18 protein-coding genes and 1 riboswitch are annotated in these 23,560 nt (G+C 47.2%); of the genes, 9 read left to right on the top strand and 9 right to left on the bottom strand.

The window, feature by feature from the left end; translation table 11 throughout:
* The 5 genes from FXO21_RS08410 to FXO21_RS08390 all read left to right on the top strand — a co-directional run bounded on the left by FXO21_RS08410 (position 1) and on the right by FXO21_RS08390 (position 4,984).
* Complete coding sequence (locus FXO21_RS08410; protein WP_149639675.1) at positions 1–327, top strand: DUF3467 domain-containing protein; 327 nt, start codon at positions 1–3, stop codon at positions 325–327.
* A 243-nt stretch (positions 328–570) separates the two neighbouring features.
* Positions 571–1,032 (top strand): (2Fe-2S)-binding protein, encoded by a 462-nt coding sequence (locus FXO21_RS08405; RefSeq protein WP_149639674.1) that lies wholly within the window; start codon positions 571–573, stop codon positions 1,030–1,032.
* 3 nt (positions 1,033–1,035) lie between these two features.
* Positions 1,036–3,180, top strand: a complete 2,145-nt coding sequence (locus FXO21_RS08400) for a xanthine dehydrogenase family protein molybdopterin-binding subunit (RefSeq protein ID WP_149639673.1) — start codon at positions 1,036–1,038, stop codon at positions 3,178–3,180.
* Positions 3,181–3,299: 119 nt separating this feature from the next.
* Positions 3,300–4,271, top strand: coding sequence for a hypothetical protein (locus tag FXO21_RS08395; protein WP_149639672.1), 972 nt, complete (start codon positions 3,300–3,302; stop codon positions 4,269–4,271).
* A 329-nt stretch (positions 4,272–4,600) separates the two neighbouring features.
* The gene (locus tag FXO21_RS08390) at positions 4,601–4,984 is read left to right on the top strand and encodes a hypothetical protein (protein ID WP_149639671.1); all 384 of its coding nucleotides are present in this window, start codon (positions 4,601–4,603) and stop codon (positions 4,982–4,984) included.
* A 102-nt stretch (positions 4,985–5,086) separates the two neighbouring features.
* Here FXO21_RS08390 and FXO21_RS08385 read toward each other — a convergent pair whose 3' ends face one another.
* On the bottom strand, positions 5,087–5,353 hold the full coding sequence (locus FXO21_RS08385) for a hypothetical protein (protein WP_149639670.1): 267 nt from the start codon (positions 5,351–5,353) through the stop codon (positions 5,087–5,089).
* 269 nt (positions 5,354–5,622) lie between these two features.
* Here FXO21_RS08385 and FXO21_RS08380 point away from each other — a divergent pair, with 269 nt between their 5' ends.
* Positions 5,623–6,786, top strand: a complete 1,164-nt coding sequence (locus tag FXO21_RS08380; RefSeq protein ID WP_149639669.1) for a sialidase family protein — start codon at positions 5,623–5,625, stop codon at positions 6,784–6,786.
* Positions 6,787–6,798: 12 nt separating this feature from the next.
* Positions 6,799–7,224 (top strand): DUF1801 domain-containing protein, encoded by a 426-nt coding sequence (locus tag FXO21_RS08375; protein ID WP_149639668.1) that lies wholly within the window; start codon positions 6,799–6,801, stop codon positions 7,222–7,224.
* Positions 7,225–7,261: 37 nt separating this feature from the next.
* Here the strand turns inward: FXO21_RS08375 and FXO21_RS08370 are convergent, their stop codons facing one another.
* The 6 genes from FXO21_RS08370 to FXO21_RS08345 all read right to left on the bottom strand — a co-directional run bounded on the left by FXO21_RS08370 (position 7,262) and on the right by FXO21_RS08345 (position 15,469).
* The gene (locus tag FXO21_RS08370) at positions 7,262–8,161 is read right to left on the bottom strand and encodes a DUF4097 family beta strand repeat-containing protein (protein ID WP_149639667.1); all 900 of its coding nucleotides are present in this window, start codon (positions 8,159–8,161) and stop codon (positions 7,262–7,264) included.
* An 86-nt stretch (positions 8,162–8,247) separates the two neighbouring features.
* Complete coding sequence (locus FXO21_RS08365; RefSeq protein WP_149639666.1) at positions 8,248–9,495, bottom strand: hypothetical protein; 1,248 nt, start codon at positions 9,493–9,495, stop codon at positions 8,248–8,250.
* 98 nt (positions 9,496–9,593) lie between these two features.
* Positions 9,594–10,244: a response regulator transcription factor gene (locus tag FXO21_RS29125; protein ID WP_149639665.1), complete on the bottom strand. Its 651-nt coding sequence runs from the start codon at positions 10,242–10,244 to the stop codon at positions 9,594–9,596.
* Between the two features lie 106 nt (positions 10,245–10,350).
* A complete protein-coding gene (locus FXO21_RS08355) occupies positions 10,351–13,302 on the bottom strand; it encodes an ATP-binding protein (RefSeq protein ID WP_149639664.1) in 2,952 nt (983 codons plus the stop codon).
* Positions 13,303–13,374: 72 nt separating this feature from the next.
* The gene (locus FXO21_RS08350) at positions 13,375–14,967 is read right to left on the bottom strand and encodes a L,D-transpeptidase family protein (protein WP_149639663.1); all 1,593 of its coding nucleotides are present in this window, start codon (positions 14,965–14,967) and stop codon (positions 13,375–13,377) included.
* Between the two features lie 85 nt (positions 14,968–15,052).
* On the bottom strand, positions 15,053–15,469 hold the full coding sequence (locus FXO21_RS08345; protein WP_149639662.1) for a hypothetical protein: 417 nt from the start codon (positions 15,467–15,469) through the stop codon (positions 15,053–15,055).
* Positions 15,470–15,889: 420 nt separating this feature from the next.
* Between FXO21_RS08345 and FXO21_RS08340 the strand changes: the two genes are divergently transcribed.
* Together FXO21_RS08340 and FXO21_RS08335 are read left to right on the top strand one after the other, a co-directional pair.
* The gene (locus tag FXO21_RS08340) at positions 15,890–19,069 is read left to right on the top strand and encodes a SusC/RagA family TonB-linked outer membrane protein (RefSeq protein WP_192579192.1); all 3,180 of its coding nucleotides are present in this window, start codon (positions 15,890–15,892) and stop codon (positions 19,067–19,069) included.
* 32 nt (positions 19,070–19,101) lie between these two features.
* Positions 19,102–20,655, top strand: a complete 1,554-nt coding sequence (locus FXO21_RS08335; RefSeq protein ID WP_149639661.1) for a SusD/RagB family nutrient-binding outer membrane lipoprotein — start codon at positions 19,102–19,104, stop codon at positions 20,653–20,655.
* Between the two features lie 134 nt (positions 20,656–20,789).
* Here FXO21_RS08335 and FXO21_RS08330 read toward each other — a convergent pair whose 3' ends face one another.
* Both FXO21_RS08330 and FXO21_RS08325 read right to left on the bottom strand, forming a co-directional pair.
* The gene (locus FXO21_RS08330) at positions 20,790–22,118 is read right to left on the bottom strand and encodes a voltage-gated chloride channel family protein (protein ID WP_149639660.1); all 1,329 of its coding nucleotides are present in this window, start codon (positions 22,116–22,118) and stop codon (positions 20,790–20,792) included.
* A gap of 36 nt (positions 22,119–22,154) precedes the next feature.
* Positions 22,155–22,220, bottom strand: a riboswitch (Fluoride riboswitch).
* 83 nt (positions 22,221–22,303) lie between these two features.
* Positions 22,304–23,527: a DUF4374 domain-containing protein gene (locus FXO21_RS08325; RefSeq protein WP_149639659.1), complete on the bottom strand. Its 1,224-nt coding sequence runs from the start codon at positions 23,525–23,527 to the stop codon at positions 22,304–22,306.
* Between the last annotated feature and the right edge of the window lie 33 nt (positions 23,528–23,560).

The raw sequence follows: 23,560 nt of genomic DNA, 5'->3' as shown, positions 1-23,560 counted from the left end.
ATGAAAGAAGAAAAGGAAAACGAGCAACAAATTAATGTAGAATTGTCCGAGGAAATGGCTGAGGGTGTGTATTCCAATCTTGCCATGATCGCCCATTCTAACAGCGAATTCATATTGGATTTTATACGCCTGATGCCAGGGGTACCACGTGCAAAAGTTAAGGCACGTATTATAGTTACTCCGGAGCATGCAAAGCGGCTTGTAGCTGCCCTGAAAGATAATATCCAGAAATACGAGGATCAGTACGGGCCGATCCAAAATTCACAGGATGGAGATCCCACGTTTAACTTCCCAATCAGCTTTGGAGGTCCGGGAGGCGAGGCATAATTCAGCTTCAACTAGTTTTTTATTTTTTACTCTTCGCTCGTCCGACCAAAAATACCTTGTGAGGCATTAACTTCCTAACAAGGTATTTGGGAACCAGGATTTTCTATGCACCAGTAAATCAATCACTTCAAGTTCTTTTTGAAGGACGCCCGCGGGTGGTTTGCCAATGTGTTTTTTTTGGCAAATTTAGTAACTTGTTAATTGTTACACAGAATCGACAATTCAGCATTCAAATTATTCACCATGGCTTTATTCAAACTTTCAATTAACAACCGCAGCTACGATGCGGACGTCGAGCAGGATACCCCGCTTCTGTGGGTGCTGCGTGACAACTTAGGATTGGTCGGCACGAAATACGGCTGCGGTATTGCGCAATGCGGTGCCTGCACGGTCCATTTAGATGGGAAGGCAGTTAGGTCCTGCGTGTTGCCGGTATCTGCTGTCGGGAAAGGGAAAGTAACCACGATTGAAGGCTTATCCGAAAAAGGAGATCACCCGGTTCAGAAAGCCTGGGATGAGGTCGATGTAGCACAATGCGGCTACTGCCAGGCGGGACAGATCATGACGGCGGCTGCTTTGTTAAAAGACAAACCAAAACCTACTGACCAGGAAATTGTAACAACCATGAGCGGCAACCTCTGCCGTTGCGGTACGTATCACAGAATCCGGGAAGCAGTGAAAGTTGCAGCCTCTAAATCCAACTAAAAAATGAAAACATCAGATCAATCTTCCAGACGTGATTTTATGAAGATCGCGGCTGCGGCAGGCGGTGGACTGTTTTTGGGGTTTAATTGGACAAACTCGAATGCACTTCCCGTAGTGGTCGACGCAAAATCGATTGCGGCTGGATCCATTCATTTCAATGCATATTTATCCATCGGTACTGACAACATCATAACGATCGTTTCTCCTAACCCGGAAATCGGCCAGGGGATCAAGACGGCGTTCCCGATGGTTGTAGCAGAAGAGCTCGATGCAGATTGGAAACAGGTAAAAACAGTTCAGGGTAACCTGGACACAACCATTTTTGAACGGCAGGTAACAGGAGGAAGCGGCGCTGTACCACATTCCTGGGAGAGGCTGCGTCAGGCAGGTGCGACTGCCAGACATCTGCTAATCGAAGCCGCTGCATCCACCTGGAACGTGCCCGCAGCAGCATGCAGCACTGAAAATGGAAAGGTTTTACACAAAGCTTCGGGCAAGTCCCTTACCTATGGCCAGCTGGCCGAAGCCGCTTCGAAACTGGAAGCGCCAAAAGAAGTTAAACTCAAGGACGAGAAAAGCTTTAAACTGATTGGCCAATCGGTGCGCAATGTTGATAATATCGATATAGCTACCGGAAAGCCGCTTTTTGGTCTCGATTTTTACCGGGAGGGAATGTTGTTTGCCTTGATTCAGAGACCCAAAGCTTTTGGCTTAAAACTGAAATCTGTCAACGCCGATGCTGCTAAGGCAATGCCGGGAATCGTTGATGTGGTCACATTTGAAAACAGCGTCGCAGTAGTGGGCAAATCCACCTGGCAGGTAAAGAAAGCCAAGGATGCGTTGAAAATTGAATATGAAAAAGCTGCGGACCTGGAAAGTTCTGCCGATCATAACCGGATCTTTTCGCAGCTGATGGACAATGGTGAGGCGACGGTCCGCAGGAAGAATGGAGATGTGGAAGCTGCATTCAAAGGCGCGGCCAAGGTTATTAAGGCTGAATACCAATGTCCGTTTCTGCCGCACAGCCCGCTGGAACCCATGAACTTTTTCGCGCACGTGCGGGAAGATGGTGTGGAATTGGTAGGCCCGACTCAGACACCCGATCGCGCACGTACCGAAGTTGCAAAACTGACGGGAATAGCGCCCGAAAAAATCACCGTCGAAATTACCCGTCAGGGAGGAGGATTTGGCCGCAGGCTGGCTGCTGATTTTGTACTTGAGGCAGCGCATGTTTCTAAATTAGTTAAAGCGCCGGTCAAAGTGATTTGGACCCGTGAGGATGATATGACCGGAGGCATTTACCGTCCCGCTGTCAGGTATCGCTTCGAAGCCGCTTTAAATAAAAGCGGCGAGATGATCGGTTACAAACTGCGAGGCGTCGGTATCAATTCAGGAAACCCGACACGCGAAGATAATTTTCCTTCCGGATCGGTGGATAATCTGCTAATCGACTCGGTAGAGCATAAGTCGCCTATTACCACCGGCCCATGGCGCGCACCAATTACCAACTTCCTGGCTTACGCCGAACAGTCCTTTCTGGATGAAGTTGCGGAAGCTGCGGGAAAAGATCCTGTCGCTTTCAGATTAGAGCTACTAGAGAAAGCCAAAAAATCACCCGCCGGAGAAATCAAATATGATATCGACCGGATGGTTGCAGTGATTAAACTCGCCGCAGAAAAAAGCAACTGGGGTAAGAAAAAGGGTGTATTCCAGGGATTTAGCGTATATTTCTCGCACCGTTCTTATGTGGCACAGGTAGGTGAAGTGGCGATGGAAAAAGGGAAGCCTGTCTTGAAAAATGTTGTCGCGGCCGTTGATTGCGGTATTGTTATCAATAAAAGTGGCTCGTTGCAACAGGTAACCGGCGGGGTAGTTGATGGTATAGGTCACGCTATGTACGGTAATATGACCTTCAAGGAAGGCGCGCCCGACCAACGCAATTTCAATGGTTTCAGGCTGATCAGGATGAGCGAGATCCCGGAAGTGGACGTTCATTTCGTCGACAATGGTATTTCGCCAACGGGCCTGGGAGAACCTGCGTTGCCGCCAGCAGGTGGAGCGGTGGCCAATGCATTTTATAAAGCAACAAAACAGCGGCTGCGGAATCAGCCGTTTATAAACGAAGACGCTTTCAAAGGCATTTCGTAAGCTTTTAAGAGGAATATATTCAGACAGTAAGGTGAAATGTAATGCTGCATTTTTATCTTACTGTCTTTTCTTTTGCATCTTACTTAACTAACATAAAATACCTAAACGCCGATCTTCCAATGAAAAGTAAAATCAGTCTCATTATCGCCCTTCTTGCCATTTGCGGTAGCGCTTTCAGGCTGGCAGATTATCCCGCCACCGAAATAACAAATGGCATTATTCAGGCAAAGTTATACCTGCCCGACGCAGAAAAAGGATATTACAGGGGAACACGTTTTGATTGGGGAGGGGTTGTCCCAAGTCTCGAATACAAGGGGCATTCCTATTTCGGAAAATGGAACCAGGCACCTTACGATCCCAAATTGCATGACGCAATCATGGGGCCGGTTGAAGAATTTGTAGCACTGAATTTCGACGAAGCCAAACCGGGAGAGACATTTGTAAAGATCGGCGTAGGTGAGCTTGTTAAACCGGACAATGGAAAGTACGCATTTGCAAGGGATTATCAGGTGAAAAATGCCGGTAGGTGGAAGGTTAACAAAGGAAAAGACAAAGTGGAGTTCATCCATGAATTGCAGGATGCAGCTGGCTATTCTTACATTTATACAAAAACCCTTAGGCTGGTTCCAGGCAAACCAGAGCTGGTTTTAGAGCATAATCTCGAAAATACCGGGACAAAGCCAATCGTAACAAGCACTTACAATCATAATTTTTTCATGATCGATAATGAGCCTTCCAATGAAAATCTGCGCATCGTTTTTCCTTTTGATGTGGCAGGGGAGGGTAGCGGCTTCGGTGATATTATCAAGGCAGAAAATAAACAGCTTGTCTACACACGTGAAGTGGTAAAAGGAGATCAGGTTTTCAGTAGCGGGTTGAAGGGCTTCGGTGAGTCAGCAAAAGATTATGACATCAAGATTGAAAATACCAGGACCCGCGCAGGCGTGCGCATGACGTGCGACAAGCCGCTTGAAAAATTAGTTTACTGGGCTTGCCCTACGACTTCCTGCCCGGAACCGTACATTAAGATTGCGGCTGATCCGGGAAAAGAAGATAAGTGGCAGGTACTTTACCAATTCTATACATTTTGAGCTCAATGGTGGCTTGTAGCGCCACTATGGAGCAATATGTGTAACGATGCAAGTTGAAATGCGAAGTATTTCTATGAATTTTTGATTTACGCCAGATGGCAATTTGTTGTGTCTCTGTGTATTAGTCTACGCAATATGTGGATTGTCAAATGAAGATAAAGTCCCGGAATCGCTAGTCAAATGCACAAGAAGCCTTCGTTTCATCTCATTTAAATTAAATATAAACTCAGAATAATATTATTGTATTTGCAGGAAGAGCCGCTTCTGGAATGCTTTTGGTATGAAACGGTTATCCACAGAATTGGATAATCAACTAAAAACCAGATGATATGAAAAAGCTACCAGCAATAATCGTAAGCGCTTTTCTTGCCAGTGCAGGGATCGCCTACGCACAGACTACCCCCGCGCAGAATCCAACTCCCGGACAGACTGTCCCGCAGACCGTACCGACACAGGATCCGGCAACAACATCGCCTGAAACGGAAAAGAAGACCGATTTTAATTCACCGCAATCTCCTGTGCGACCTGCTAACATCCCCTCTGAGGATACATTAATCAAAGGTCAAAGCAGTTCAGGAGCAGTCATCAGGGATACTCTGGTACCGTCCAACAGCCGGAAAGCTGAAAGAATGAATCGAAGAAAAAACAAAAAAGGAACATCAGAAATGGATGATTCCACATCTGTAAACAAGTCAGGCGACGTAAAGCCCTGATGTATGCCTGCAATTAAAGCCCGGGAGATCGTCTTCCGGGCTTTTTCAGTTACAGCAGGTTGATGTAAAATAATGTGTGTGAATTACTTAGTAAGAACGGAATTAATGCAGGTCGAATGTAGAGTGCATGTCGCTCGGAGAAGCCGGTTCGAGATCCTCTTCCCAGAATGGCTGGGTGACGACGGTCTTGTTTTCATTGACCCAGGTGCACCATACTTTTCCACTATAAACACGCTTTACAAGCGGTAATGCCTTATTTCCGTTCGTGTAGGTGACGGCTTCAACAACCTGGTATTCATCAACCTGCATCAGTTTTGAGCCGTTCTTTTCCTTTACCCAATCATCCTTGACAAAGTTTAACGTGACCATTATTTATCGAAATGTTTATAACGTTGTTATGATATAAATCAAATGTTATGCCATTAAAATCTGCCAATCTAGGTGAACAAGAATGCTTTTATTGTACAGAACAGTATTGTAGAACTAATTCAATCGAATTCCGCGGTAATGGACTGCAGCAGTGCGTATGTTGATATCGGGCTTTTCTGGCAACACTTTAAACTGTATATTTCTATGCGGGATAAACAATAAAAGTTTAAGTTCTAAATAATCTGAAAAGAGCCGTTCCAAGTCAAAATATGAAATCAATCCTTCTAGCTTCACTGATTGTTTTACTCGTTCTTCCAAACCGGTTAGCTGCGCAAAATACAGTGTTCCTTTCCGGCAAAGACAATTACAAGTCTTTCCGGATTCCGGCTGCCGTGCGCGCGCCAGACGGGACTATCATGGCTTTCGCAGAAGGCAGGGTCAATGGGGGCGGCGACTTTGGTAATATTGATATTGTAATGAGGAGAAGCAAGGACAATGGCAAAAATTGGTCTGCGATAAAGGTAGTGGCTAGTTATGATACATTACAGGCTGGCAACCCAGCTCCGGTTTTCGATCTCACGGACCCAGCACATCCGAAAGGCCGGCTATTTTTATTTTATAACACAGGGAACAACCACGAAGGTGAAAACCGAAAAGGAAAAGGTCTCCGGGAAGTTTGGTATAAGACTTCCACAGACGCCGGGCTGACCTGGTCGGCACCGGTTAACATCACCAAACAAGTGCACCGGCCCCGGCAGCCGCTCGTCAATCCCGGCTACAATTTTCAGGAAGACTGGCGCAGTTATGCCAATGCCCCGGGGCATGCAATGCAATTCACCTCCGGCAAGTTCAGAGGCAGGATCTTTATTCCTGCCAACCATTCCGAAGGCGAGCCAAAACCTCAGTTTATGGATTACCGGGCGCATGGGTTTTACAGCGATGACCACGGTGCTACGTTCAAGCTGAGTGACAATATCAATATCGAAGGATCAAATGAGTCGATTGCTGCTGAAATATCAGGTGGCAGACTGATGATGAATTCGCGTAATCAGCGGGGAGATATTAAGGCGCGCATCGTGGCCATAAGCAGTGACGGAGGCGCCAAATGGGATACGGTTTATTTTGATAAAAACCTGCCTGATCCGGTTTGTCAGGGGAGCATTCTAACGATTGGGAAAACTAAAACCCACTTTGTCCTTGCGTTTTCCAATGCCGCAAATACCCGGCTGAGGGACAATCTTACGTTGCGCGTCAGTTACGATGATGGTAAAACCTGGGATAAAAAAATATTGGTGGACCAAAGCAGCAACGGGGAGAAAGATTATACCGCCTATTCAGACCTCGTGCAGACCGGCGAAAATACCATTGGGATTTTATACGAATTGAACGGTTATAAATCGATTGTATTTAAGGAAATTGACTGGACAAAATAATCAGAAAGTGCTATGGCCAAAAACAAAACCACCGAAACGGAAAGCAGCGTCGCAGACTTTATAGAGGCGGTCCCCGACGCAACCAAGCGTGCCGACAGCTACGAGATACTTCGGCTGATGCAAGAGAAAACTGGATTTGAACCTAAAATGTGGGGCCCTAGTATCATCGGATTTGGCAGCTATCATTACAAATATGATAGCGGGCACGAAGGCGATGCGCCGCTGGTCGGATTCTCACCCCGAAGCAGCGCGATAACCCTGTATATCCCGGGGTTTCCTAACAGCGAAGAGCGGCTCGCGGCTTTGGGAAAGCATAAATCAAGTAAAGCCTGTGTTTATATCAAGAAACTCAAAGACGTGGATATCAACGTATTGTCAGATATGATTGTCGATTCTGTTGAGTTTATTAAAAATAAGTATCCGTCCTCCCTGCAATGACAAAGTATTGCGATTCGATACTTATAATTGAGAAGGGTTATTTAATCGTAACCTGGCCAAATTCTGCATTGATATCAACACTGGCCAACTGATTTTTCGAGAAGAAAGCCTCTTTAAAGTCCGCTGTATTCCGTCTCCATTTAAACCCGTTCGGAAGCTTCATGGTCGCGTATGCACTGTTGATAGTGTAATCGAATTGCTGCCAGTTTTTGGTAAATAGCGTGATCTCCGCTTTTTTAGACCGTATTCCAAGGCTGGTCAAACCGGCAGTGGGGTAGATTTCAATATGACCATACAGCGCATCAAGCTTGACTCTTCCGCCAATACGGTCCAGCTTGATATTAGTCCTGTCTGTTGAAAAAGAGAAAGACCCGGTAACCTCAATAGCGCTCAATTCACCGAATGCGGTGTCAAAAATGCCTTTTCCACTCAATTCAGATACATTAGTGGTGCAAAAATCTGCTTTCAGGTTCAGGTTGTTCGTCAGGCCTTTCAGTTGAATATTGCCGAACGTATTTTTCAGGTCAACCGAGCACGAGGCCGGGAGGTGAATGGTGTACCGGGCTTTGAAATTAGAAACGGGCTTCCCTTCGCCATCTTTCAGAACAATGTAATTTCGCAGAAAGTAATCTTTTCCGTTACGATCGGCTATATACTGCATTTTGGAAAGGTCCTGCGCGGCGGTGGCGCGGTCGGGATGCCTGGCCGACAGTTCCATCACAATTGATATATCAGCCCTGGTCCAGGTAACCATTTCTATATCTGCTTTTTCAGCATTGACAAACAAGGTACGGATAGCTGGCGCGCCGATCGTCCGCTCGATCTTTTTAGTAGCGACCTGCAAAGTCGCCTGTGCCTGCGCCATCGAAACCAGCAGCATCCAGAAGAGGAGGGTTGTTTGGAATATTTTGTTGAATATCAGTATGTTCGGTTTCATTTTTTTGCTGGAATACTTTTGTCTTTCCGAAATCAGATCTTGTTTGAATTAAAGAGGCTGGTAATGTTTCAAATGGTTGTACGGTACTAAATTGTAAGCCCGAAACCGAGCTTGATTGCGCTGAGCCAGTGTTTTTCGTAAGGCCCTGGTCTTAAGAAATTGTAGCTGGAACTCAATGCGAAATCAAGATAGGCTTTCCCGAAGAGTGTTTGCTGGTAACCCAAAGCTGCCCCTGTCCCCAAATGCCTTTTCGGCCTCCCGATACTGAAAATCGTTTCGCTATTGTAGTACACAAAATCGCCGTGCGGCCCGATGTACAGACCCGATAGGTTATTGCCGCCGGTACCTTTCCGGAGCTTTTGTTTTGTATCGAAATAGTACCTTAGTTGAAGTGATGGCCAGAGCTGAATATCATTACTCACGAGCTGGTTTTCTGTACCGGTCTGCATGTAGGACACAATGCGCATGTAATCGGCAGTTACCTGGGCATTAACGGACAATGGACGGTTGCCAAGTTTGCGTTCATAGGCCAATCCGGCAGTTGCCTGAGTGAATCGGGAGGAGAGGTAAATTCTCGGCCAGAGCAGTTTCCATTGCTGTGAAAGCGACTCGTCGCAGCGTAATACTTCACATATTGCGGCCTTCCTGTTACGCCGCCAGTCTCCAAACGCAAACCCCATACTCGTCCTGGAAACGATTACAAAATCGGATTTTTTATTATGTCCGTAGCTCAAAAGTGCAGGATAGTATCCTTTCTGGTAAAACTGATAGAATGTCCCGATGGCAAATTCGATCCGGCCATTATTTAAAAACCGCCGCTGCAAGCCGAATTCTGCTCCGAATCTTGATAGCTGGTAATTCGTTTCAGCAGTTCCCCAGCGTTTTTCAGCCACAATCGCCAGATAATTGCCGGTAAAGTTATTGACATTGACACCTGCCTTAATTCTGCGCCTCATGTCATAGTACCACCTTCCATACACATTAGCGACCAAAGTTCCCGAGAACTCAGTCTGACTTCCCCAGCCTCCGCCAGCAGTGATTTCGGTACCAAGTGAAAGGAAAGGTAGTGCCTTGTATTCGTAGCCGACGTGGTAGGAAGTGCTCTGGGTCTGGCTGTTTTCGATTGCGAAAAGATAATTGGGTGAAAATGTTAAGCCTACCTTGAACATATGTCTGGTAGGGACTTTTGTCATAAAAACATTTTCGTAGCGATCGATAAACCGCTGCCTGGTGAGGGTATCCTGTGGTTCCTGGGTGTAAATAACCTCGGAACTGTCTTGCGCAAACAAATGCTGGGAAAAAAGCAGGAATACAACAAAAGGAAATACTTTCATGGCAAGTAAAGACAGTTCTGTTCTTTTTTGCTTGAAAGAGGGGTGGGCGGGAAGGGAAGGTTGTATGGTAATGTGAAAACAATTGAAATATTCAATTTTCAAACCACCCCTAACCGCACCGCTACCTTCGTCAGTCCAACGGAATTTTTTACTCCCAGCTTTTGAAAAAGGTTTCTCCGATGCGATTCGACGGTTTTGCCGCTGATGAAAAGTTCACTGGCAATGCGGTTGGTTGAATATTCGCTGGCTACCAGCCGGAGGATTTCGATCTCTCTTTTACTTAGAAAGTCCCTGGAAGTGGGGGCAGGCTGGCTTTCGGTAACTTCGGAAGGAGTTTCAGAAAGCCGCATCATTACCTCCTGTCCATAATAGATCTTTCCCTCCGAAACCGATTTAATGGCATGCTCCCATTCATGGATCTCGGCTTCAATCCCGATATATCCGCTCACACCGGAGCGGATCAGTTCTTTCACCAATTTCATCGAGGAGCCGGGGCCAAGGAGCAGGAATTTAAGTGCGGGATGCACTTTCCGGAGCGCGAGGATCTGGCCTGCGGTGTCTTCGGTGCTGTAAGCGAAAGCAATCACAAGGTCGATTTCGCGGAGGTATGGAATGTGCATTACCTTTTCCAGGCAACTACTTTTCCCGACCAGGCTCATCGTAGATCGCTTTTGCAGCCAACCCGCAACAGCCTCGCATTCGAGAGGGTGTGGGTGAACCAGTATTGCTTGTGTAATGCAATGTTTCATACCCTGAAATTTTGGACTTCACAAAGCAAGTTAATACAGCTTTCCCGGACATTTGGATTTGTTGCAAATGCATTTGAAAATGTAGCGATAGTAATGAAAAATGCTTTTATGGGCTGGAAGTGGCCTTTTTGGATGCCTCACTCGGCGGAAATCCAAAATGCTGCGCAAAGCTGGTCGAAAAGTTAGAAGGATTGCCATAGCCCACTATATAGCCGATCTCAGCAACGGTGCCCGCATTTTTGCGAAGCAATTCCAGCGCTTTTTCCATACGGACAGTCCGGATCAGGTCACCTGGCGTTTGGTTGATCAGCGCCTTCAGTTTCCGGTGCAGCTGTGTTCTGCTCAGCCCTACGTCGCCAGCCAGCAGTTCGGCGCTGTACGTTTCGTCCGACAAATGTGACTCCAGTGCCCTACGGACTTTTGTCAGGAAGGCTTGTTCGATCGAAGGCAGGTCTGCACTATGCGTAAGCCAGAGGTTGTTGCGACTGTATTTTTCACGAAGTGATTGCCGCGTGGCGATCAGGTTTTCAATTTGGGCGATCAGTTCGGGTTCGTGAAATGGTTTGCGTAAATAAGCGTCAGCGCCAGTTTGCAGACCTGTGAGCCGACTCTCTACATCCACTTTGGCAGTCAGGATGATGACGGGAATATGGCTGGTTTTCTCATTGCTTTTAATATCCGCACAAACCTGGTAGCCGTCTTTCCCCGGCATCATGAGATCTGTAATCACCAGATCAGGCACATTGTCAAATGCCAGATCAAGTCCATTTAATCCGTTTTCAGCTTCGAGAATGCGGTAATTGCCTGCTAACGAGGAGCGGATGAACGAGCGGAGATCGGCATTATCTTCAATAACCAGTACCAGGTGCGAATCCGGCGATTTCAGAAAATCACTGTTATTCACAGTTTCGACCGTCATGTTTGCAGGCTGCTGTTTAATTAAAATACTATCCGGAATTACCACCGCATCAGACGTTTCCAATGCAAGTTTCACAGTTACATTCGTCCCTTTACCCGCCTCGCTTTCTACGGAAACACTTCCTCCCAAAAGGGCAGTCAGCTCTTTGGTAATGGCCAGGCCAATACCTGTACCTTCCTGGGGGCGGCTGTCGGACGAGTCTATCTGGTAAAAGCGATCGAATATGTAGGGAAGTTTTTCAGCCGGGATACCGGTACCGGTGTCGGAAATAGTCGCTATCAGCTCATTTAGGTCCTCCTTTTTGTCAAAGATGAGAGAAATTGAAATACTACCGCCTCTCGGTGTGAATTTGACTGCATTCGAAATGAGGTTGTAAAAGATATTTTCCAGTTTGTCTTTATCGGTAAGCCCGGTGAAGTCTTCAGTATTAGATGAAAAATGAATGCTGACCTGTTTCTGGTTAGCTAGTGTTTCAAACGAATAGGCGATGCTTTTTATCAACCCGACTACTTCCAGCGGCGCATTGTTCAGCTCCATTTTCCCGGCTTCCAGTTTACTCAGATCAAGTAGTTCGTTGATCATTTTCAGCAATCTTTTCGCATGTCTGGTAATCAGGGCAAGTTGGCTTTGTGACTCTGCGTCCTGCGTTCGGGCCAGGATACGTTCCGCGGGGCCGAGGATCAGCGTAAGGGGCGTGCGAAATTCGTGTGTCAGATTGATAAAAAACCGCGATTTGAATGTGTCCAGCTCGCGAAGTTTATCGGCCTGCTGCTGCACCTGCGCGGTTCTCTCTATCACCGTTTTTTCCAGAGTCTCTGCCTGCTGCTCAATCAATTCCCGCTTCTCCTGTTCGGCCAGCAGTTTTTGAGAGGATAGCGCTTCCACCTCCGCGAGCCGCTGACTTAGGTCGTTGTTTGTTCTTGCAAAATCCAGCGCCAGGAAAATAGAGAAGCACAGCGGCATAAAAAGCAATCCGATCGCCATGAGCTGGTCTATTATATGCAGCTTGCCTGCAAAAAGGTTGAGTATATCGACACCGACAAAAAAGAAGAACAGGGCCGTAACAAACATACCTAATGCGATCAGCCAGACACCCCTTCTACCTTTCCGGGAAGCTTTGAAAGTTTCCCGGATACCATCGATAATAACCGCCAGAAAATACAGATTGAAGAGGTCGTCGTGCGCAGAATCATGGAAAAAAGCGAATTCTGCCACATAGTATATCCCTGGTACGAGGATCAGCGCGAGCCGCAGCCGCGTGAGCTTTGTGCCCGCGATTTTGTAAAACAATAAACCTGCGGAAATGGTGGTAAGCGTCTTTGCAACATCGAAAGCCGGCCAGGCATAGGCTTGCAGGTAGGGGTCAGAGATTACCTCGTTATAGTAGCGGAAAATCTGCGTCGAAGCTGCAAACCCGACGAAAAGCGCATAGTATAAGTTAGCTTGTTGTTTTGGATAAAAAATGAACAGGCACAAATGCAGCAAGGCAAACGCACACATAGCCGCAATGCTGCCTATCATATAATCCTGACTGTCCCAACTCAATTTCAAGGTAGCCATCATCTTTTGATATTCTCCGATCCACGATTGAAATCCGGTGAAATTTGCAAATGCTGGCTTATAGTTGGCATAACGGATCGCGAGGTGGATCGTGTCATTTTTGGAGGCGTCAAAGGGGATCAGCTGGTGGGGAGCACGTTTGGCAACATTTTCAGCTGCATTACGGCCTATCTTTCCGTAACCGCCTTTTTTGAAGCCATTAATAAATATTTCCGACGCGCCGTCATGATTGACCCGAAAAGCCAGCGTCCGTCCGGTGAATGTTGAATCCGTAACGATCCGCAGTCGGAACCAGCCAATTCCTTTCCAGTCCTTGGGTAGATTATGTTCCCCAAAAACACTGCCCAGCTCAATCCAGTTATGATCCGGAAACTGCGGTGAAGCCCATTCGGTGGAATCTCCCGGATGGAATTTCCATTTTGAATTTTGCAGATCGAAACTCTGCGTTTTGTTGAGGCTATCAGAAGAAATCCTTACAACAGACGACTGGGCCAGAATTTGGCTGGAATAAAGAAGGCAGCAAAACAGCGCAAGTAAATGCCCGCGACGCTCAAAAATGTATCTCAGCACTCTATTCATCCGGCGATAGCAGATTTCGATTTTACAACTTACCAATTGGGCGCCAGATTATCAAGAAGTTAATCAATTTGCCTATTCGGCCAAAGCGAACAGTCTTTCAGCCATTTTTTTGTCGTGACCGTACACATCTTTCCGGAAGTTCAGTTTACCGGTATGGTCTACCCAGGCGGTGAAATAGCCGATAAAAACAGGAATTTCATTTTCGCCGCGCAGCCGCACATACTTTTCCTTTCCGCTATTCATGGCGGCAGTTATTTTCTCGGAAGTCCAGGCTGAATCTTTGCGCAGCAGAAACTCAGCCAGCTTTTTAGGTTCCGACAACCGAATGCAACCGTGGCTGAACGCGCGCTGCGACTCGCCGAAAAGACTTTTGGAAGGGGTATCGTGCAGGTAAATATTGTAGGAGTTCGGAAAAAGGAATTTGACCAAACCCAGCGAATTAGACTTGCCCGGTTTCTGGCGCACGCTGTTCCCGTTCCATTCCATATTGTGCCGCGCCAGGTAGTTCTTGTTTTTTTTAATCCCGGGCAGAATTTCGTTTTTCAAAATACTCGGCGGGATATTCCAGTAGGGACTGAAAACGACCTGATTGAGTTTGCCGGCAAAAATAACCGTACTGTGCGCCTCGGAGCCAACCACTACGTTCATATCGAATGCAAGCTCGCCTTTTTCGTACATGTGCAGGCGGAATTCAGGGATATTGACCAGGATATAATCGGTCGCTGGCGCCGCCGGGACCCAACGGATGCGTTCCATATTGATCAGCATGAGGCGAATTCTTTCGCTAACCGGTACATTCAGCTCTTTCACAAATGCAGGTCCGATTTCCCCCGAGGCTTTTAGTCCCATTCGCGCCTGAAAAGATTTCACTGCTTCTACCAGTGTCGAGTCAAAGATTTTGGTAGAATCGCCCGGCTCCATGTCCTGCAATAAAGCCAGTCTTCTTTTAATCTCCGAAATAACCGGCGAGCTGTCTCCTCTTTTCAGTTTTTTGACAGGTTCCAGTTCTGTCCATTCTTCATTTTTCAGGCTATTATAGAGTCTCAGCTGCTCTTTTAACAAATTATACTGGCGATTCACCGGTTCGTAGGATGCTACATTTTCTCCTTTATTTTTCAGAAGGGAATCGAGAAACGCGCCCGGATTTATCTTTTTTCGAGGGATAAACCAGTTGAGTTCCTGGATGTTAATACTGCCGTCACCGGAATATGCCTTTTCTGTATACTTAAAAAAGTGCTCTGTCAATGCCAGCTCGGTATCGATTACCAGCGGGTCAGTCGGTATAATGCGCTTCAGCGTTTTCAGGGAATCGATCTGCGACATCAGTTTCGGGTCATAGAGCGAGCTGTCGCCGGAATCGTGGATATAATCGTTTTGTAGGCTGAGGAATGAATGCACAAAATCGGCCATGCCGTCGGGGAAGAACCAGGCAAACTGGTAGTTCCGGCGATTGTAAAAACTCTGGATTTTATTGACCAGACTATCCTGCATACTCCGCGTTTCCACAAAACGGCCGAGCGCGGTGGTGTCAATAAATAGCTCGGTGAATGAATTTTCAACCTTGATGGTCGTGTCCCGCACGGCTATTTCGGGCTGCTGTTTTTCTTTGGTTTTACAGGAAGCGAACAGCCCGCAGGCGATTACAAACAAGAATAGGATCCTCATACGACAAAGTAAGAATGCGAACCGTAACTTACCTTTTATTTCGTTTCGAAGATCATATTTGTCAGATTAAGCGCGAAATCCGTGGCTACTCGAATTTTTTCCGCAAACCTTTCACCAGTTTCCGCACCGAGGCGGATTGTGAATTAAAACCATTTGCACCGTTTGGGGCAGCTTTGTAATATTCCGACTGCCAGATCTCGCGATCATCTTTGGTAACAAACAATGCGCTCAAAGCCACCGCTTTACCGCCCCAGGAAGTCCACGTAACGCCACCGGAAATTTTGGTGTCGAGTTTTAAAATCACATCGGCGTCGCTTTTTGAAGAAGCCACTTTCCAGTATCCCCATTCCGCCAAAGCACTTTTCAACTCCTGGCCGGCGCTTTTTCCTACATCTGTTTTATTGGTTTCCACATACACCGACTTGCCTTTCTGCAGCGCCTGATCTTGTGCCGCTGCGAGTAAAGGGAATAGGATGATGACTAAAAATGCGATCCGTTTCATAGTGTTTGTGATTTGGTACAATGCAAATTTCGCCACTTAAATCTCCTGGCGCCATCCCTGAATTCAGCCATATTTTGAACTGCGGCAGATATTATTGAGTGAGCGGTGAAAGTTTTTTCCGGCAAAGGCACAATTCCGGAGTACTTTGTGTTTGATAAAGACTGTCAGTTGATCCTGAAATAAGACAAATAAATTTATTTACTCTATAAATTCGATAGAGAATAAATATTTAGACAGTTTTTAATAAATTTGCAAAACTATCAATGGCGAAAAGCCAATATAAGTCTATTGTAGTTATTTAAAACCAATTAATATTCTAATTAAATAGCATTGTACATAATAATTAGTGTTAAGCGCTATCAAAAATCAATAAGTAATTTTTCAAAAAAGTATTCTCACCACTCTTATAATAATACAATTATGAAAATACGGATTCTCTACCTATTCCTTCTGACTTTCCTGGCGACAGGATTTGTCAGTGCACAGCAGCGTGTCATCACGGGTATTATAACCGACGCGAACGATGGTACGCCGCTGCCCGGGGCCTCTGTGGCCATAAAAGGCACTTCATCTGGGACACTTTCTGATGTTGCCGGTGCTTTTAGTCTGAATGTCAGTGACGATGCGGCTGTGCTGGTCGTCTCTTTTATCGGTTATCTGGCTCAGGATGTGGCGATTGGTAATGGTGACAAAGTGAATGTCGCATTGAAAGCCGATACCAAGATCCTCAACGAGGTAGTGGTAACCGCACTCGGTATCTCGCGCGAAAAGCGGGCATTGGGCTATGCGGTGCAGGAAATCAAAGGGGAAGCTTTGCAAACCCGGCCGACCAATGCTTTGAGTGCACTATCAGGTAAAGTAGCGGGCTTACAGGTGGTTACTTCCGGGGGCAATATGGGCGGCTCGTCGCGTGTGCTTTTACGGGGGATCAATTCTATTTCAGGAAATAACCAGCCTTTGTATGTAATCGACGGAACGCCGATCGACAATGCAGACCTGAACAGCGCGGCGACGAGCTCGGGAAGCGGTGGAAAAGATGTGGGTAACATGATCCAGGATCTTAACCCGGACGATATAGAAAATATTTCGGTATTGAAAGGACCTTCGGCGGCGGCACTTTACGGAACGCGCGCGGCAAACGGGGTTATTTTGATTACTACCAAAAAAGGAAAAGAAAACAGCAAGGTGAACCTGACGCTGAATACGGGTATTGAATTTGAAAACATTGTGCGGCTTCCAAAACGTCAGAAACTCTATGGCGGCGGTTTTTCAAGCACATTCCAGCAGGCTAATATCGGTGGTACCAATTACAATATCGCCGAGTATGCGGTAGATGAAAGCTGGGGTCCGAAACTCGACGGAACACCCGTTTTGCATTGGTATAACCTTGATCCCGAGAATACTGCGGACTATTTGAACCCACAGCCGTGGATTTACCCGAAAAACGATGTACACACTTTCTTCGAAACAGGTGTGGCCAATACAAACAGTCTGTCGGTAAGCGGCGGGAATGCAAACTCGACTTACCGCCTTTCCTATACGAACAAAAATGTAAAAGGTACTGTACCGAATTCTTCATTAAAACGGAATTCGATCAACTTTTCGGGATCTACGCAGTTGGGTAAATTGAAGGTTTACAATAATTTCAATTACATCAAAAATCAGTCGACCGGCCGGCCCTGGACAGGTGCTACCAACCGGAATATTATCCTGGAAGCATTTCAATGGGGAGCCGTGCAGGTGGATTACGAAAAGCTGAAAAACTACAAAAGGGCCGACGGAACGCAGATCCTGTGGAACCGCAGCGGTTATCAGAATACACCAGCGGGTGAGGCTGCGAAATTTATTGATAATCCCTATTGGTCGGCTTACGAAAGTTACCTCGACGAAAACCGCGATCGTTTTTATGGAAATGTGGGCCTCGTTTACGATGTGAACAGCTGGCTGAAAGTGAGCGGAAAAGTGAATGCGGATGTCTACAATTACCAATACCAGGACCGCATTGCGGTGTATTCCCGCACGCAATCGCAGTACCAGGAATACAATAATAATTTCAGCGAGTTCAATTACGAGTTACTGGCTTCTGCCAACAAGAGCTGGGGGGATATCTCACTGAATGTGAATGCGGGAGGAAATATCATGAGTCAGCGCCGCCGCATCAGCGATGCTGTAACGCAGGGCGGATTGATTATTCCTGAATACTACAATTTGAAAAACGCCAGCTCGGTGCTGGTGAATTCAAACGCTTACCGTAAGCAGATCAACTCTATTTTCGGAAGCTTCTCGTTGGGCTGGAAAAGCTTACTTTTCGTAGACGGAACCTTACGTAACGACTGGTCCTCTACTTTGCCAATCGGACGGAATTCTTTTGCATATCCTTCATTGACAACGAGTTTGATACTGAGTGAACTCAATGGTGTGAAAGATATCGGCTGGCTGGATTTTGCAAAAGTTCGCCTCGGCTGGGCGCAGGTAGGTAACGATACTGATCCTTACCAGTTGCAGCGCGCCTACGAAGCCACCCAGTCTTTCGAGGGACTGGCTTCGTACCGACTTCCGACGCAGCTGAACAACCAGGCTTTGAAACCTGAGATCACCAGTTCATGGGAAACCGGTCTGAGCTTGCAGGCATTCAAGAATCGGGTAGGGCTGGACGTGACTTACTATGACAATGTGAGCCGCAACCAGATTATCAACATCCCGGTTTCTTCCGCATTCGGGTACGATTCGAAGGTGATCAATGCGGGTAAGATCAATAACAAAGGGGTGGAGGTTACATTGACCGGCACGCCGATCCGTGGTAATGGTTTTGAATGGAATTCGAGCCTGAACTGGTCGCGGAACCGGAATAAGGTGATCCAGCTTGCGCCCGGTGTAAATACATTCCAGCTCGCGAACAGTCTGGTTACATTGGTAGCACGCGAAGGTCAGCCTTACGGACAGATTCTGGGTAATGATTTTATCTATACTGCCGATGGTCAGAAAGTGATCAAGGCGGACGGAACCTACGACCGCGGGCAGCAACTGACGCCGCTGGGTAGTGTTTTGCCAAAATACCTGTTTGGTTTTCAGAACAGTTTTACCTACAAAAACTTCAACCTCGGCTTCCTGGTGGATGGTCGTGTGGGCGGGAAATTCTTCTCGCAAACGTATAAAGTAGGTATGTACGCAGGTGTACTCGAAAAAACAGCTGCCGACAATGTGCGGGAAACAGGCGTGGTGCTCGACGGCGTGAAAGGAACGGTAACCTACAATGCAGACGGAACCTATTCGGTGAGCAATATTTCACCAAACGATACCCGCATTACGGCGCAGGCCTGGGCGCGGGGCGAATACAGCGGGCCAACGCCGCAGACAATATTCGACGCCACATTTGTGAAGCTGCGTGAGGTCACATTCGGGTACAGCCTGCCACTGGCCAACAAAACGGTGAAATCCGTTTACTTCGGACTGTACGGCAGAAACCTGGTTAACATTTACACAGCCAGCAAATACATCGATCCTGAATTCACAAGCAGCGGCGGTAACATTCAGGGATTGGAAGGCGGAAGCATTCCGGTGCCGGCGACTTACGGTTTGAATGTGAATGTGAAGTTTTAAGCCAGCTATTTTAAAGTTAAAAATTGTAGACCATGCAAAAGTTCATATATCAGAAAAGCATCTTTTCACTCGCCATCGGCGCAATAGCATTGCTTGTATCTTGCAGCGACAGCCATTTTGAAGAAGTAAACAGGGACCCGAACCGTCCCGAAAACGCGACGACGACGACCATTTTATTGAATGCCGAAAAACAGGCGATCGATAATATCCGCAATGAAAACAGCTCCTTGCGCGGGACACAGCTATTTGCGCAGTATTACAGCCAGAATATTTACAGCGACCAGTCGCGATACGATATTCCGCGTTCGTATTCGGATACCTATTGGAGCAATGCTTACAAAACGCTCAATAACCTGAACGAGATCATTATCCTCAATACCGACCCGGCCAAAAAGGACGTAGCAGCGGCAGGTGTGGCAGGTACCAATGCAAACCAGATCGCGATCGCGCGGATTTTGAAAGCGTATGTTTTCCAGAACCTGACCGACGTTTTCGGAAATGTACCTTACCAATCTTACGGTAACCCGGATCCTGAGTTTCAGGCTTTGCAGCAAAATCCCGAGAACCTGAGCCCGGCTTATGCAAGTCAGCAGAAGATTTACCAGGATATTCTGAATGAACTGAAATCGGCTGGTGACACTTTGATCAAGTACAAAACGGCGACTACATTCGGCAATTACGATGTGATTTATAAAGGTAAAAATGAGCTGTGGGCCAAATTTGCAAACTCGCTCCGCCTGCGCATTGCTACACGGATCCGCACCAAACTGCCTGCTGAGTCGAATGCACATTTTGAAGATGCTTTGGCCAAAGGCGTTTTTACTTCCAATGCAGATAATGCAGTATTCAAATACCAGGCACTTGCACCCAATGAGGCACCTTTGTACCGCGCTACGGTGACGGCCAACCGCAAGGATTTCGCTGTTTCGCACGTGCTGATCAATGCATTGAAAGGTCAGATCGGAACCGTGAAAGTGCAGGACCCCCGTTTGCTGATATATGCGACTAAAAACGCAGCCGGTGAATACGTAGGCCAGCCTTACGGATTGCCCGTTGCGGCAGCGGGTTTGCTGACAGCCACGGATGTGAGCTTGCCGGGTACTGCCGTAAATGCAGCGGCTTACGGGGAAGTATTGCAGGAATATGCAGAGGTAGCTTTTCTGATTTCTGAATATAAAAACTGGGATCAGCAGGCTTATATCAATGGCGTAACTGCCTCTTTGCAAAAATGGGGCGTTGCACAGGCGGATATTACGACTTACCTGGCTGCACTTCCGAAAGCTGATAAGGCGAATGTTTTGAACCAGAAATACCTTGCACTTTACACCCAGGGTGACGAAGCATGGAGCGAAATCCGCCGCACGGGTTATCCTACGTTTTTGGTAAAACCAGGTGACGTGGTGTGGAGCAGAACTGCGAACGGCGCTACGACGGATTATAAATTCCAGCCGCTATTCGGCGAAGGTGTTCCATTGCGGTTATACTACCCGCCGAAAGAGCAGAGCGTGAATCTTGCCAACTACCAGAACGCCGTGAAGGCGCAGGGTAATGATGACATCACGACTTCGCTCTGGTGGAATAAGTAGTTTAAAATTGATTTTTGAGTAAATAAAAAGGCACTTACTGACTAACATGGTAAGTGCCTTTTGCATTCAGAATATTTACTCAGCAGGAACAGGAGCTATATTTAGCTGAATGCGTCTACCGGACACTCACATAGTTATTTTGTTCGGTGACGGAAACTTTTCGGGGTCGAATGAAGTGTTGAAAGCATCTTTCCGGTGTGCCTCCCGTAGCTGAGATGTTTGGGTTGGCCAACCAGTTGTGAACCATAAATTCCCCGGTGTCCAGAAAAAAAGTAAGCAATGATGCAGGCAATAGCAACGTACACGCCGCATTCGCTGCCGAACAGCTCTATGGCCATCAGAATACAGGCTATCGGCGTGTTGGCGGCGCCGGCAAAAACAGCCACGAACCCCATACCTGCCAGCAATCCGACCGGCAGGGGGATAAAGTATGAAAGCGCATTGCCCAGGGTTGCCCCAATGAAGAACAGAGGAGTGACTTCCCCGCCCTTGAAAGCCGCTCCCAGCGTCACAGCTGTAAAGAGGATTTTCAGGAAAAAATCGTAGGGCGGGAGCTGGTTCTCGAAAGATTCAAGGATGACCGGAATGCCAAGTCCGATGTATCTGGTAGTGCCAAAAAGAAATACAGCTGCTGCGACCAGCGCGCCTCCCACGAGCGGCCGAAAGGGTGGAAAAGAAATGCTTTGTTTAAAAAAGCGGCTTGTATAGTGTGTTAAACTGCTGAAGAGCACCGATGCTGCGCCGAATGCAATTCCGGCGACTACTGCATACAAGACATTCATTCCGGAAAGATGCGGGATTGATGCGATGTGATAGTGCGTATGCCCGACCTGCCAGGCTCTGGTTGTTAAGTCAGCAAAAATGGAGGCTGCAAAAGCAGGTAGCAAGGCATCGTACCGGATCCTGCCGATCAGGAAAACTTCCAGTGCGAAAATCCCGCCGGCAAGCGGAGTTCCGAATACCGAACCGAACCCGGCGGCAATACCGGCAATGAGTATGAGCTTCCGGTCCCTCGGTCGCAAACCCAAAAGCCGGGTAAACTGGTCGGCTATGGAGCCGCCCATTTGCAGGGCGGTTCCTTCCCTGCCGGCCGATCCTCCAAACAAATGAGTGGCGATTGTGCCTATCAGTACAAAAAGGGCCATTTTGAGGGATATGATCGCCGAGGGGCGGTTGATGTTTTCAAGCAGCAGATTGTTGCCGGCTTCAACGTCCTTGCCGAAATAGTGGTACATGCATCCGATCAGCAGCCCGGCAAGCGGTAGTAAGGCGATAATCCAGTGGTGCGCCTCCCGGTATTGCGTTGCCCATTCGAGAGAGACCAGGAAGAATGCGGAAGCGGAGCCTGCAAACACGCCTACCAGTCCTGAAATGACCAGCCATTTGATCGTAAAAAAAATGATCGGGTACTTCCAGAAGATAATAGCTAACTTTTTGGAGAGACGAAGGCGGGTTGCTGACATGGTATATATACCTATTAGTTGAACAAAAATATTTTGATCCTAATAGGCGCCATCAGCCTGCAAAGGCGGTTTTAGTAGGAAGACACCATTTCCTGTTCGTCGGCAAAGTTATCGAATTAATGTTTTGATTGAAACAAAAAAGGAGACCGCCTGTCCGGACGATCTCCCCTGTTATGTTTGAGTCTTTATTTTGTTGGGTGGGGCGCGATAAGCTGTACCTGAATATATCCGCCACCATCGAGCGAAATACCTTTTTTGAAACTGTCGGCCCCTCCTGCCGGATCGAATTCGTAGATGAATGCTTCTTTATCCACCGGGCTGATACCTGTATAGTATTTGCCGTTAAATACCAATGGAGAACGTACCATTCCGACCGGGCTCAAAGGGCTGTTCATTACGGTTACGGTTTTGGTATTTAAATTCAATTTCACAACCTGGGCAATGTCGTTATAGCGGTCCCGTACCGAGGTCATTTTGCTTTCATATTGCACTGTCCCAAATGCAATGCCATTTCCAACGTAGTTTAATCCCATCAAACAAGCTTCGTCGCCAACTGGCGTCGTCACGTCGAAAAAGTAGTCTTTGTCAAATTCGGCCGTGCCCTTTTTGATCCGCACCACACCCGATTTGCCTCCATTGCCCATCCAGTACTTACCGGCGCTCACCACGAAATAATGGTTGCCCTCTTCGTCTTTATCTACCGAATGCAGATAATCGTAACCCACGCTGCCGTTCGTCGCATTGGTGCTGATCACTTTCATGTTGCCCATTGAGGGGAAGTCGTAAACCAGCGCCTTCACACCGTCAACTACGTAAGCTCTTGTGGCAGCATTGTAATAATAGCCGCCCAGAATGAATTTGCCATTATCCACAAATCCGCGGCCCAGGTAGAAGGTTACGTCCGGCGTTGCGGCATTGTAAGGCAGTGTAAATGTTCCTTTGTCTATCACTGAAAAGTTATCGACGCGTATTCTTGCCCAGCCAGCCTGGCCTTTATTATCGTCCAGAGCACCCAAAACGAGTAAAGTGTTGTCGTCAACTACATTAAGCGATTGGAAATAATTGGGCACCACACCATCGGTCAGAATGTACGATTTTTCGGCAATTGAACCGTCGGCTTTCATTTCATACTGGATGAATTTCTTCTCTGGCAGGTTCATTTGATACACATATTGCTTGTGCCACAAATAGCGCGAGCCCTGTGCTTCAATGCCTTTTCCTAAAAACGACAAACTGCCTTCCTGGATCGAAGGAACGGATGCAATGTATTGGTCGTCGCCCTGGGCCCAGGCGGAAATGGTGAAATGCTGTTCCGCCGGCGTTACTTCCCCCGCGGGTTTATCGTCGCTGCACGAAAAAAGACTGGCAAGGGCAATCATTATCCCAAATTTGCTTAGGGTTGTTTTCATCTTTGTTTGAGTAGTTAATTTAAAATGTTTCCG

This window comes from Dyadobacter sp. UC 10, assembly GCF_008369915.1.
Lineage (GTDB): Bacteria > Bacteroidota > Bacteroidia > Cytophagales > Spirosomataceae > Dyadobacter.
This window is presented reverse-complemented; position numbering and strand designations above follow the sequence as displayed.

What these genes read in the sequence shown, in the direction of transcription:
- FXO21_RS08410 (WP_149639675.1), top strand. Translation starts at nt 1, where the DNA reads ATGAAAGAAGAAAAGGAAAACGAGCAACAAATTAATGTAGAATTGTCC.
- FXO21_RS08405 (WP_149639674.1), top strand. Translation starts at nt 571, where the DNA reads ATGGCTTTATTCAAACTTTCAATTAACAACCGCAGCTACGATGCGGAC.
- FXO21_RS08400 (WP_149639673.1), top strand. Translation starts at nt 1,036, where the DNA reads ATGAAAACATCAGATCAATCTTCCAGACGTGATTTTATGAAGATCGCG.
- FXO21_RS08395 (WP_149639672.1), top strand. Translation starts at nt 3,300, where the DNA reads ATGAAAAGTAAAATCAGTCTCATTATCGCCCTTCTTGCCATTTGCGGT.
- FXO21_RS08390 (WP_149639671.1), top strand. Translation starts at nt 4,601, where the DNA reads ATGAAAAAGCTACCAGCAATAATCGTAAGCGCTTTTCTTGCCAGTGCA.
- FXO21_RS08385 (WP_149639670.1), bottom strand. Translation starts at nt 5,353, where the DNA reads ATGGTCACGTTAAACTTTGTCAAGGATGATTGGGTAAAGGAAAAGAAC.
- FXO21_RS08380 (WP_149639669.1), top strand. Translation starts at nt 5,623, where the DNA reads ATGAAATCAATCCTTCTAGCTTCACTGATTGTTTTACTCGTTCTTCCA.
- FXO21_RS08375 (WP_149639668.1), top strand. Translation starts at nt 6,799, where the DNA reads ATGGCCAAAAACAAAACCACCGAAACGGAAAGCAGCGTCGCAGACTTT.
- FXO21_RS08370 (WP_149639667.1), bottom strand. Translation starts at nt 8,161, where the DNA reads ATGAAACCGAACATACTGATATTCAACAAAATATTCCAAACAACCCTC.
- FXO21_RS08365 (WP_149639666.1), bottom strand. Translation starts at nt 9,495, where the DNA reads ATGAAAGTATTTCCTTTTGTTGTATTCCTGCTTTTTTCCCAGCATTTG.
- FXO21_RS29125 (WP_149639665.1), bottom strand. Translation starts at nt 10,244, where the DNA reads ATGAAACATTGCATTACACAAGCAATACTGGTTCACCCACACCCTCTC.
- FXO21_RS08355 (WP_149639664.1), bottom strand. Translation starts at nt 13,302, where the DNA reads ATGAATAGAGTGCTGAGATACATTTTTGAGCGTCGCGGGCATTTACTT.
- FXO21_RS08350 (WP_149639663.1), bottom strand. Translation starts at nt 14,967, where the DNA reads ATGAGGATCCTATTCTTGTTTGTAATCGCCTGCGGGCTGTTCGCTTCC.
- FXO21_RS08345 (WP_149639662.1), bottom strand. Translation starts at nt 15,469, where the DNA reads ATGAAACGGATCGCATTTTTAGTCATCATCCTATTCCCTTTACTCGCA.
- FXO21_RS08340 (WP_192579192.1), top strand. Translation starts at nt 15,890, where the DNA reads ATGAAAATACGGATTCTCTACCTATTCCTTCTGACTTTCCTGGCGACA.
- FXO21_RS08335 (WP_149639661.1), top strand. Translation starts at nt 19,102, where the DNA reads ATGCAAAAGTTCATATATCAGAAAAGCATCTTTTCACTCGCCATCGGC.
- FXO21_RS08330 (WP_149639660.1), bottom strand. Translation starts at nt 22,118, where the DNA reads ATGTCAGCAACCCGCCTTCGTCTCTCCAAAAAGTTAGCTATTATCTTC.
- FXO21_RS08325 (WP_149639659.1), bottom strand. Translation starts at nt 23,527, where the DNA reads ATGAAAACAACCCTAAGCAAATTTGGGATAATGATTGCCCTTGCCAGT.